Annotated in this window: 16 protein-coding genes; 2 read left to right on the top strand and 14 right to left on the bottom strand. The window is 49.4% G+C overall.

Translation table 11 applies throughout. The annotated features are described in order from the left end of the window. Position 1 precedes the first annotated feature (1 nt). From ACYP03_RS10350 to ACYP03_RS10340, 3 genes are read right to left on the bottom strand one after another with little or no spacing between them, the layout of a single operon-like run. Positions 2-1,378 carry a UbiD family decarboxylase domain-containing protein gene (locus tag ACYP03_RS10350; protein ID WP_459779621.1) on the bottom strand — a complete coding sequence of 459 codons (1,377 nt, stop codon included), beginning with the start codon at positions 1,376-1,378 and terminating at the stop codon, positions 2-4. Position 1,379: 1 nt separating this feature from the next. Continuing rightward, entirely contained in the window at positions 1,380-2,585 is a 1,206-nt protein-coding gene (trpB, locus tag ACYP03_RS10345; RefSeq protein ID WP_330959617.1) for a tryptophan synthase subunit beta, read from the bottom strand. Between the two features lie 9 nt (positions 2,586-2,594). After that, positions 2,595-2,927 (bottom strand): cupin domain-containing protein, encoded by a 333-nt coding sequence (locus ACYP03_RS10340; RefSeq protein ID WP_330959618.1) that lies wholly within the window; start codon positions 2,925-2,927, stop codon positions 2,595-2,597. Between the two features lie 312 nt (positions 2,928-3,239). On the opposite strand from ACYP03_RS10340, the gene ACYP03_RS10335 reads away from it, so the two are divergent. Then, positions 3,240-3,872, top strand: a complete 633-nt coding sequence (locus ACYP03_RS10335; protein ID WP_459779618.1) for a LysE family translocator — start codon at positions 3,240-3,242, stop codon at positions 3,870-3,872. A gap of 522 nt (positions 3,873-4,394) precedes the next feature. Next, positions 4,395-4,916, top strand: coding sequence for a hypothetical protein (locus ACYP03_RS10330; protein WP_459779616.1), 522 nt, complete (start codon positions 4,395-4,397; stop codon positions 4,914-4,916). A gap of 140 nt (positions 4,917-5,056) precedes the next feature. Here ACYP03_RS10330 and ACYP03_RS10325 read toward each other — a convergent pair whose 3' ends face one another. Genes ACYP03_RS10325 through ACYP03_RS10275 form a run of 11 tightly spaced genes read right to left on the bottom strand, consistent with a single transcriptional unit; the run spans position 5,057 to position 9,734 of the window. Then, a complete protein-coding gene (locus ACYP03_RS10325; protein WP_202601876.1) occupies positions 5,057-5,194 on the bottom strand; it encodes a hypothetical protein in 138 nt (45 codons plus the stop codon). Beyond that, positions 5,191-5,607 carry a hypothetical protein gene (locus ACYP03_RS10320; RefSeq protein ID WP_459779613.1) on the bottom strand — a complete coding sequence of 139 codons (417 nt, stop codon included), beginning with the start codon at positions 5,605-5,607 and terminating at the stop codon, positions 5,191-5,193. Before ACYP03_RS10320 ends, ACYP03_RS10325 begins: the two co-directional genes overlap by 4 nt. Beyond that, entirely contained in the window at positions 5,607-6,002 is a 396-nt protein-coding gene (locus ACYP03_RS10315) for a structural protein (protein ID WP_459779611.1), read from the bottom strand. Before ACYP03_RS10315 ends, ACYP03_RS10320 begins: the two co-directional genes overlap by 1 nt. Beyond that, a complete protein-coding gene (locus ACYP03_RS10310; protein WP_459779608.1) occupies positions 5,989-6,333 on the bottom strand; it encodes a hypothetical protein in 345 nt (114 codons plus the stop codon). Before ACYP03_RS10310 ends, ACYP03_RS10315 begins: the two co-directional genes overlap by 14 nt. Next, positions 6,330-6,827, bottom strand: a complete 498-nt coding sequence (locus ACYP03_RS10305; protein ID WP_459779605.1) for a hypothetical protein — start codon at positions 6,825-6,827, stop codon at positions 6,330-6,332. The genes ACYP03_RS10310 and ACYP03_RS10305 overlap by 4 nt, the downstream gene beginning before the upstream one ends. Continuing rightward, the gene (locus ACYP03_RS10300; protein WP_459779603.1) at positions 6,820-7,641 is read right to left on the bottom strand and encodes a hypothetical protein; all 822 of its coding nucleotides are present in this window, start codon (positions 7,639-7,641) and stop codon (positions 6,820-6,822) included. The genes ACYP03_RS10305 and ACYP03_RS10300 overlap by 8 nt, the downstream gene beginning before the upstream one ends. 3 nt (positions 7,642-7,644) lie before the next feature. Further along, positions 7,645-8,103: a hypothetical protein gene (locus ACYP03_RS10295; protein ID WP_254589091.1), complete on the bottom strand. Its 459-nt coding sequence runs from the start codon at positions 8,101-8,103 to the stop codon at positions 7,645-7,647. A 1-nt stretch (position 8,104) separates the two neighbouring features. After that, positions 8,105-8,377, bottom strand: coding sequence for a hypothetical protein (locus tag ACYP03_RS10290; RefSeq protein WP_254589092.1), 273 nt, complete (start codon positions 8,375-8,377; stop codon positions 8,105-8,107). Next, positions 8,374-8,556, bottom strand: coding sequence for a hypothetical protein (locus ACYP03_RS10285; RefSeq protein ID WP_254589093.1), 183 nt, complete (start codon positions 8,554-8,556; stop codon positions 8,374-8,376). The genes ACYP03_RS10290 and ACYP03_RS10285 overlap by 4 nt, the downstream gene beginning before the upstream one ends. 2 nt (positions 8,557-8,558) lie before the next feature. Next, entirely contained in the window at positions 8,559-8,825 is a 267-nt protein-coding gene (locus ACYP03_RS10280) for a hypothetical protein (RefSeq protein ID WP_459779597.1), read from the bottom strand. A gap of 9 nt (positions 8,826-8,834) precedes the next feature. Then, entirely contained in the window at positions 8,835-9,734 is a 900-nt protein-coding gene (locus ACYP03_RS10275) for a major capsid protein P2 (protein WP_459779594.1), read from the bottom strand. Position 9,735 lies beyond the last annotated feature (1 nt).

Raw genomic sequence — 9,735 nt, 5'->3', positions numbered from 1 at the left:
TTTATAATATTTGCTGATACCGAACAAACCTGTTTGATATTTTCAATGGCTTGGTTAAGTCATATAATGTCAAATCACTTTCTGGATCTTTTGAATTCATATAACCGGTGTATTGAGACGGGTCCATGATAAAGCCCGGCACTTTTCTCAAGTAAGTATCTTGCGACACCTGAAACCTGGTTGTCATTGCCCATAAAAAATCCTCACTTGACAAGTGATCGATGTCGTCATCAACAACATATACATGCTTACAAAGCGGATGGTGCTCGTAAATAAAATCTCTTAATTCTGAAAATGGAATGAAATGTGACTTTCTCCGGATACTTAAGATGACTGACAGCTGCCCGCCACCATAACTGGGACAATACACATCCATTAAATCAAAAAATTGATCGAATTCTTTCCTGACAACTTCTTTCAAAGAGATCTCAGTCGGAATCGCAAGCAGCTCTGACTGTTCTTTTCCCGGACCTAAAAATGTTTGATAGATCGGATTTTCTCTGTGGAAGATGCCTGTGATTTTAACGAGCGGAAGATTTTCTTTTGCCTCCCCCATGTAGCCAAGAAACTCCGGCATTGAGTATGCCTCTGCTTTTCTATTGCTTTCATTACAAGTTGTCGTTGTCATTTCCCCTTCAATGACAATCTCACTGTCTGCGTAACAATAAGCTGCATTTGTAACGTTTTTCGCAATTCGAATGGCCTGGCCAAGTACTTTACTCATCTCTTTCAGTTTGCAGATACCTGATGAGAATCTGGCTGTCGATAATGAAGTAAGCAAATAGTATACAGGGGGTATACCAATACAAATCGAGATTGGCAGAGTTTTATTTTGTCTCAAAGCTTCCTGATAACAGCTGAAAAGCCCACTCCCAGGCCGTAGGGCTAAAGTCACATGACTTTTATCTACAACTTTCAATCGATGAATAGAACTGGTATAGGCACCGGTTTTATGGTGCCTTGCACAAACGACACCTGATGTAAAAAATGCGCCTGCATCCTGTGGTGTTACTTTAAGAGCAGGTAATGAGAGCAAATCTAATTGAGAATGACTTTCCTGACAGACAGGCTTATCAACCCATACCGGACTTAAATCCTTACGGTGTAAACTGTCATCTCTGAAACAACTTTCGGACAGAATCTTTCGATTGATTTCACTATTCCCAAATAACCCCATTAACACCGGAAATTGAGTGCCGTTATTGGTGTATATGTAAGCTTGCTCATGACCTGTTTTTCCTGAACCAGGTACGGTTGCTGCGTTATTCATATAATGGCCAGGTATCTCATAAGTTGGTGACATGAAATCACCAACCGTCTTGATGCTGACACCTGAGTCTTCCAATTGATTCAGCACAGCCCGCAGATCGAAACTCATTTCACAACCCAATTTTATGAAGCACAAAATCGATATCTTTATCACCTCTTCCTGAAAGATTCACCAGGATGGATTCTTTAGACGATAAATTTTTAGCTTCTTTTGTTGCCCATGCAATCGCATGAGAACTTTCTAATGCGGGGATGATTCCTTCATATTTGGACAAAGTTAAAAAGGCTTCAATACATTCATCATCTGTAATTGAATGATACTCAACCCGCTGAGCATCTCTTAAATAACAATGTTGTGGACCGACACCGGGATAATCTAATCCTGAAGCGATGGAATGGGCATCCATCGGAGTACCATCCTCTTCTTGCAGGTACAAACATTTAAATCCGTGCATTGTTCCGAATTTACCTGCTGTTAGGGTCGCGGCATGTTCTCCTGAATCTAATCCTTTACCCGCAGCTTCAACTCCCACTAACTTCACGTTTTCATCTGACAGAAAACCGCTGAATAAGCCTAATGCATTTGAGCCGCCACCGACACAAGCCGCAACGATTGTCGGTTGTTCATTTGTCATCTCCAGAAACTGGGCAGATGCCTCTCTTCCAATGACAGATTGAAAATATTGCACCATCTCCGGGTAAGGCGCTGGACCGACAACGGAGCCAATAGCAAAAAAGTTATTCTGCATATCATCCAGATATGCCGAAAATGCACTATCGACTGCTTCTTTTAAAGTCGCCTTACCCGAAGTTACAGGAACAATTTTGCATCCCAGCAATTTCATTTTATTCACATTAGGGCGTTCTTTTTCAATATCGACCTGCCCCATATGGATTTCACATGCCATGCCCATCAAAGCACAAACAGTCGCAAGAGCAACACCATGCTGTCCTGCACCCGTTTCAGCTAATATTTTTTTCTTGCCCATTTTCTTTGCAAGCAGAACTTCACCAATACAGTGGTTAATTTTATGGGCACCCGTGTGATTTAAATCTTCACGTTTCAGGTATATCTTTGCTCCGCCAATTCTCTCAGAAAGGTTCTTTGCAAAGTAAATGGGACTTGGTCGTCCGATATAGGTTTTACGTAACCGTGTCATTTCTTCATTGAATAAGTCATCTTGAATGATGTGATAGAATGCTTCTCTGACCTCATTCATCGCTGACTTTAATTCTGAGTTTTCGGCTTCACCGCCGTAGACGCCAAACATTCCATTTTGATCTGGGATTAAATTGGCAAAAGCAGGGTTTTTCATCTGTCGCTCCTATTGAATATCATCAACAACGAAAACTGTCGTCACTTCATTCTCATCCCCTTTCGAACGGTGAGGCACACCATCCGGGATTGAGAAAAAATCACCTGGGTGACATTTATTTTCGGTACCCTCAACAAAAATAGTGAAACTTCCGGTCAGAACATATCCCTGATGACCAATCTCACAAAGATGGTGCTCATCAAACCCAGCTGGCAATTCAAGCATTCTTAAGCGCTTTCCGTTTGAATTGAAAATTTTCACCCGGCCATCAGCGCCCGGCTTTGACCATTTTTCCCAATCTTGATTTGCCGCTTGATATACAACCTCGTCATAGGTCTTCATCTTTTTTCCTCTCAAATTCCATTCAATACAGAGTCAATGTGATGACGAACACAACTCGTGTTTCACGTTCTGCGGAATACGCTGACGTCTGCCAGCAGATGTGAAAACAAAATCAATGTTGTGAGACTCATCGAATTAAAACTAGCGAACTAGTTCACTAGTTTGATTTGCGTTCATAGTAGGGATATCATCGTTGCCGTGTCAAGAATTTTATGCAACCATGTGCTATGCGTTTGATTTGTTAAACTTTGACTCAATTTGATGCCTGACATTGCATAAATGATTCAAATTCACTTGGAGTATTCTTCCATCATGGTCAGTACATTACTTCTATATTGCATCGCTTCATTTACCGTGACCGTCATTCCGGGACCGACCATGCTGTTGTCTCTGTCGAACGGTGTGAGTAAAAACAAGAAAATTGTACTTTATGGCATTTTAGGGGCTGCTCTGTCTGACGCGATTCTGATCAGTGCTGCCGGACTGGGACTGGGGGCATTAATGGCGGCTTCTGAAACCCTCTTTCTGACCGTCAAATATTGTGGCGTTGCTTACCTGCTGTGGCTGGCATACCAGTTGTGGCGCAGTACACCTTCAGTCAGCGCGTTGACAGCAGACAAACTCAAAAGCGCACAAGTGCACAGCCCTGCAGCAGCGTTCCGGCGCAGCCTGTTCGCGGCCCTGTCTAATCCGAAGGGGCTCCTGTTCTTCGGCGCTTTTCTGCCTCAGTTTCTGGATTTAACCGCGCCGGTTTTGATGCAATACGTTCTTTTCGCAATTGCTACCATCGTGATTGATGTCGCTGTGATGCTGGTTTACGCAACTGCAGGTTTCCAGGCGGCAAAGTATTTATCGGTCAGCCGCCTGAAATCGCTAAACAAAACCTGTGCTTCCGTGTTGGTCGCGATGGCATCTGGGTTAGCATTCTATAAAGAAGCGGCCTGAAGTTTTTTACTTCAAAAAATAAAAGCGCCCGAGGGCGCTTTTATATTGACTGTAATATCATGATTTAAATAGATTAAATAAGAATGCTGCCCACATAATGCCCACATGTGATATCCCTACTAACCCCTTCAAAATTTTCATACTTCTGCCAAATGTATAATACTGACATTTGGGATTGACTTGTGCTGCGTCACATCATGCTGTCAGAGCGATAGTAAAAGCTTGAGGAGTGCGGACTTGTGGTTTACTCAGGAAAGATGCAAGCCGCCTTTTTGAACACGATACAGCATCGTAGATGTGGCACAAGTAACGTGACACCGAAACATTCTTTAGCAGGTGTGCACGCAGTTACATCCGCATAAGTTCCATAAGCAGTATAAATTTAAAGTTTCCTGCAGGATTATTCATTGCCAAAAAATAAAAAGTTTGCTATCGAATAAAAGGAAGTTTTGAAAAACCTAAAATATAAGTTTAATCAATATGAACTTATTGAATATTCAATAATTAAATAAGGCTGAAATTATGATTACTAGTGTTAAACCTCGCATTCCTTTTAATCATCTATATGCTTGGATTAATTCTCTGTTTTTTGACCATGGTCACTCAATTGATGAAATAGTTGAAATACTCACAAAAGACCAAGGGTCGCAGACTTCACCGCCAAAAACGCAAGAGGAAGTAGAGCAAGAAAAATCTGAATTCAAATTAATTGTAAATCATTGTTTGGGAAAAGTTTCTGATGATGAGATCAGACACCTTTGTCCGCCAACAGAGCCTAAATCGCTTGAATATTTAAAGCCTGTCCGTGAGGGCCACTTGTGTATTGCAAAAGGAGCAAGCTCTGGTGACTTTTCTGTATTGATTCAACTTGAAAGAATGAGTGAAGAAGATATGAAGAGTCTAATAGATAAGCATAATGAAACATTAACTTTTTTAGCATACAAAAAAGCACATGAAGGCTATCCATACGGAATCGCAGGTCAAAACGAGCCAGCCAAATGTGGTATCAATCGTAAAGATTTATTCAACTTTGATCTGATCTAATTATGTTTACCCGCCATTGGCGGGTAATGTATTATTTCAGGCGATTACGCTTAACAGTCTCACTCTTCGCTTTCACCACCCGGCCGCCTTTCGCAAAGCGATAGCCTTTCTTCAATGTGCCGTTACTTTTCAGTCCTGTCTTAGCCATTCTTTTTCCCCAGTTGTACGTTCGTTTCCAGTATTGTTAAACGCTTGTCCTGCTTGTACAGGACGATGAGCAGCGCGATCATGGTCGGCGGTAAACCCATCGCCGTCAGTTGTTGCAGTATTTCTATCAAGTCGGTTTCCCTCTGAATTTGTTTGAGAAGAATTCCAGCAGGTAGCGCACCATAGAGCGCATCCCCAGTACATCCACGACGATGGCCCCGACCACGTACCAGTACGGCTCTGGAATGTTACGCAGCGCCTGAAAGCCTGCATCCACATACACCGCATAATCTGGCACGAAGCACAGCACCAAGGGCGTGAACACAACCAGCAGGATAAATTCATCTTTCCAGCCCCGGCCCTTGAGACTCAGCTCGTCCAGATTGGCCGCTTGTTCGTCGCCGTACTCCAGCCGCTTGAGCCGGGCGGCATGCTTGGCTTGCTCCAGCTCGTCTTTACGCTTCAAGGCTTCCGCCTTGTTCTGGCTGTGCTGCTGCCAAGCCGCCACCCCACCCGTAATCAGGCTCAAGATTGCACTCAGCATTACGCCGCCTGAATGCCTGCATTCAGCACCCGGTCACTGTAGGGCTGCATGCCGTTTTCATGGCGGATAATCAGAGGCACTAAGGCCATGGTTTCTGCCTCTGACAGCGACATATCCGGAGACACACCCAGCGCCCCGGCGACGTGGTTCACATAGGCCGTGGTGTCATTCTCCACAGGCGGCGCCCAGCGGTTGATAATGCCCCGCACCGTCGTCAGGCCGTGGCGGTTGCGGTAGGTCTTCAGCGTCCGGGCCAGTGCCCGGATGCCGTTCTCCGGTCTGTCGAAAATCACAAAGCGGCCATCGCTGCCGACTCGGCCCTGCCATGCGGTGCCGTTGTCCTCGATGTTGCCCGGATTGTTGTTACGAATGCCGCGCGGCTTATAAAACGTCATGGTTCCCATCCCCAATAGAATCAAACTCAGTATCAATAGGCTCTTGCTGCTCATTGCGTGCCGCTTCCTCTGCTGCTTCCTGTTCGGTCATGGCCGTGACATAGCGTTTGTGCTCGTCAATCAGCCACGCATAGGCCGCATCAAACACGGCACTGTTAATGGTCTGGTTCGGGCGGTTATCGGTGTATTCGATATGACCCAGCCCGGTCAGGGTGTTGTAATCAATCGCCCACTCGCCCTGGCGCATGGCAAAGCCGCCCATCTGGCCGAGGAACGCAGGCACGCCATCAATGACGATGAGCTGATCCTGTGTAATTGCTGTAATTCTCATAACTTCATAATCCAGATGACGGCCACCGACTGCTGACGCACGTCGACGTTGCCATGGTTGTGAGACTGCCCGCCGCCCGGTGTGCTCACATGGGTACTGGCATTGTGCAACCGTAAACCCAGTGTCCGGGGCGAAGAGCGTCCGGTCTCCGCGTAAGCACTCCAGCCGTTATTCGGAATAGACCGATTGGCGACCCCCGCATTGGTGATGCCGGAGATTTGAAAGTTACTGGTGCGCTGATAGGTCATGGACGAGCTGGGCAACTGGGTGGATGACAGGGTGTGATTCCCTGTCCCCCGGCTGTCCGCCCCGAAAGTCTGGTTCGGACTGTAAGCCCGGCCCGCCCCGACCACCGCCCGGTCGCACATATCCGGTGTCCCGTTTTCACCGTCACAGAGCACCCAGCCCAACGGGATAGACGCAACGGTGCCGTTGTGAATCTTGATATCGCCGCTTTTCCAGCTCCCGCCGCTGCCACCGTGTAACCTAGCCATGACGCACCTCCGCCAGTGTTCGGACTGTGGCCCCTTCCACCGCATAGGCGAACACTGCCGCCCCGGTTTCCAGCGTCATGGACTCCCCGGCGGCGATGTAAATCCCGCTCTGGTTGTCCACGCCTTCCCCGCCGATATATATGCTTCGGTCGGTCTGAACCAGCACCGACTGACGCTTGCTGTCTGCGTCAATCAGTTGGGTACTGACCGCCAGGTCTAACGTGGTTGCGGCACTGACCAGCCTGTCACTGCTCGCTACCGCAACCAGCCCGCTGACCTGCTGCACCTGCGGCAGATTGCCAATCTCCACCTGACCGCTAACGGTTTGCACCGCGGGCAAATTGGTGATCGCCACCTCCCCTTGCACCGCCTGCACATCCGGTAAATTGCCTACGACTACCTTTCCGCTCACAGGCTGCACCGCGGGCCAGTTCCCAACGGACACCGGGGCCGAAAACGACACAGGCACCGTCTGCTGAATGGCATCAATGGTCACGGGTTCGCGGATGCTGTGCACCTCGACCGCGCCGCTGATTGCCACCGCGTCAGACTGGGTGTTCACCGGGATATCGGTCAGCTGATACTTGAGTGTGACCGCCGCCTGATGGTGGTTGTACAGCTCGATGGTCTCGAAGCCACCCAGCGGCACCACATCGTTTTTCTTCAGCTCCGTCCCGACTTCCCGGTTCTGGGTTTTCGCCAGCAAGGTGACGGTGTGGGAGCAGTCACGGATTAACAGGTACTGGCTGACAGCCGAGATAATTTTCTCTCCGGCCTGTAGCTGTACTTCGATGATTTTCTGTGTCTGATACATCCGTTACCTCTTGAGCAAAACAACCAGCAGCACCAAGCCAATGACCGCCGCAAAGGCCATCATGACGCGGGTGTTCAGTTGCCCGATATCACTGGCGCCCCCGGTGTTCGCGCTGGCGTTGATGCTGTTCGCCAGCTGCATGGACTGTGTCGCCAGATTGCTCTGGTTTGATGCCATGCCGCCGAGGGAATTCAGCGCCCCGTTGAAGGTTTCAAGCCCGAAAGTGAAGGCATCATTCAACGCGGAACTGTTCGCTGCCAACGCATTCGAGCCAAGGGTCATGGCATCACTGGCCATTTCCCCCGCCGCTTCCATGGCCCCGTGATCCGTCATGGTCAAGGTGCCACTGATACCGCTGAGCATCATCCCGCTGTTGTCACCGCTCACGCCCATGCTGTTGGAGGTGTTGGTGCTCTGGTTAATGTTCTGGTTGGTACTCTTTTTTGAACTGAGGAGACCCATATCAGCGCCCCTTCATGTAGAAAAACAGCAGCACCATGGCGGCAATCGCGACCACAATCAGGGTGTAGTTCGTGGACTTGGCCCCGAAGGTTACGCCCCCCGCCTCAAAGTTCATTTCAACCGGGCCGTTGGTCGTAGTCATCGGCCCACTGTCACTTACCGACTCCAGCGCACCAAACGCCCCGGACATATCCATGCCGGGAAAGCCCATACTGGCCCCGGCGGCCGTCCCGGCCAGACTGGCTAAACCGCCTCCTGAAGATGCATCACTCACAACACCCCCTTCTTACGAAAATAAATAAACGCCAGTACCAGCACGATGACCCCCACGGCCACAACACCTGCACTCAGGTACTTGGTTCCGTCGGCGGCGGTATACCCGAGGGAGCCGCCCACAAGGGCACCGCTGCCCCACAACACCCCACCGCCGATTAATAGAGGGACTAATGGCATGTCTACCTCCGCATAATCAGAACGATGACCAACAGCAGGACCACCGCCCCGCCGATGATCCAGCCATAAGACATTGACTGGGGTTGGGGCTGGGTGATTTTGGCCGTATTGCCCGTCTCGTTCGCAGCCGGGTCTTGGGTGCTGTTCGGGGTCGGTTTGCTGGCAAGGTATTCATTCCACCAATTGCCCGCAAAGTCCGTCGTGTCGTCCCATGCTCCGCCCAGCATTTCACTGCCCTTATCGACAGCATTATTCAGCCAATCCAGCATTCAGCCCCCTTAGCCCGCAACCTGTGCCGCCGTGCGCTCAACGTCCAGATATTCCGTAATCACGGTCACGCTGCCCGCAGGCTTGCTGGTCTTGAAGGTGAACAGCAGCTCTTTAGCCCGTGCCGTCGGGAACATTTCATTGCGGATGAAACCACGCATCAGAAAGTCCAGATGGAACATACCCTGCTGCCACATCAGATCATTGCGGTTCGCCATGTAGCACTCACGCCATGCGGTGGTCTCATAGGCCACGTTGTCATCGCGCTTGATTTCCAGCTCTTCGATGGCGTCGGTCATGAAGTGCATGCGGCGAATGCTGCGCTTCATGTCGTTCGGCAGGGTGTTAAAGGTGTTGGTGCCCTGCGCTGGCATATCAATCTGCAAGCGCTCGATACGCGGCAGGTACATACGCACCGCCTGCGGGGTGTTCACCTCAGCAATCACTTCGAGGGTCGGCATTTCCGGGTCGCCGTCCTGCTTCGCACCGATATCCACCTGAATCTGAAGGGACTCGCCCAGCATGGTGACCAGTGAGGTCAGTTGCTGGCCGTCTTTCAGCTTCAGGGACAGGTCGGCAAAAGACACGATGAAGACCTGCTCACCCTGCGGCGCAAGGGCTGCGGGAACGTCCATCTGCTTGTACTGCTCCAGCGTCTGGAAAAAGGTCGCCGGAATACCACTGATAAAGGCGTTACTGTTCAGGCGAAATGTGATTTCCAGCCGTTCAAGCGGCAGGTTGGTGTTAAACATGAACGCATCAAACGTCTGGCCTGTCGGCACTGTCAGCGTTGAGCGGCCGTTATAGGTCACACCGCTGAAGCTCGACAGCTTCAGTTTCTTGACCCCTTGGTATTTGTAATTGGCAATAGCTTGCGCCTGCGCTTCTGGCGTTACTGCAACAACACTCATG

Source organism: Photobacterium sp. R1 (assembly GCF_054600795.1).
The sequence above is the reverse complement of the archived record's forward strand: the minus strand, read 5'-3'. Positions and strand labels throughout refer to the sequence as shown.

Bases quoted from the DNA above. Each gene is read 5' to 3' on its own strand.
- ACYP03_RS10350 (WP_459779621.1), bottom strand. From the start codon at position 1,378: ATGAGTTTCGATCTGCGGGCTGTGCTGAATCAATTGGAAGACTCAGGT.
- trpB (WP_330959617.1), bottom strand. From the start codon at position 2,585: ATGAAAAACCCTGCTTTTGCCAATTTAATCCCAGATCAAAATGGAATG.
- ACYP03_RS10340 (WP_330959618.1), bottom strand. From the start codon at position 2,927: ATGAAGACCTATGACGAGGTTGTATATCAAGCGGCAAATCAAGATTGG.
- ACYP03_RS10335 (WP_459779618.1), top strand. From the start codon at position 3,240: ATGGTCAGTACATTACTTCTATATTGCATCGCTTCATTTACCGTGACC.
- ACYP03_RS10330 (WP_459779616.1), top strand. From the start codon at position 4,395: ATGATTACTAGTGTTAAACCTCGCATTCCTTTTAATCATCTATATGCT.
- ACYP03_RS10320 (WP_459779613.1), bottom strand. From the start codon at position 5,607: ATGCTGAGTGCAATCTTGAGCCTGATTACGGGTGGGGTGGCGGCTTGG.
- ACYP03_RS10315 (WP_459779611.1), bottom strand. From the start codon at position 6,002: ATGACGTTTTATAAGCCGCGCGGCATTCGTAACAACAATCCGGGCAAC.
- ACYP03_RS10310 (WP_459779608.1), bottom strand. From the start codon at position 6,333: ATGAGAATTACAGCAATTACACAGGATCAGCTCATCGTCATTGATGGC.
- ACYP03_RS10305 (WP_459779605.1), bottom strand. From the start codon at position 6,827: ATGGCTAGGTTACACGGTGGCAGCGGCGGGAGCTGGAAAAGCGGCGAT.
- ACYP03_RS10300 (WP_459779603.1), bottom strand. From the start codon at position 7,641: ATGTATCAGACACAGAAAATCATCGAAGTACAGCTACAGGCCGGAGAG.
- ACYP03_RS10295 (WP_254589091.1), bottom strand. From the start codon at position 8,103: ATGGGTCTCCTCAGTTCAAAAAAGAGTACCAACCAGAACATTAACCAG.
- ACYP03_RS10285 (WP_254589093.1), bottom strand. From the start codon at position 8,556: ATGCCATTAGTCCCTCTATTAATCGGCGGTGGGGTGTTGTGGGGCAGC.
- ACYP03_RS10280 (WP_459779597.1), bottom strand. From the start codon at position 8,825: ATGCTGGATTGGCTGAATAATGCTGTCGATAAGGGCAGTGAAATGCTG.
- ACYP03_RS10275 (WP_459779594.1), bottom strand. From the start codon at position 9,734: ATGAGTGTTGTTGCAGTAACGCCAGAAGCGCAGGCGCAAGCTATTGCC.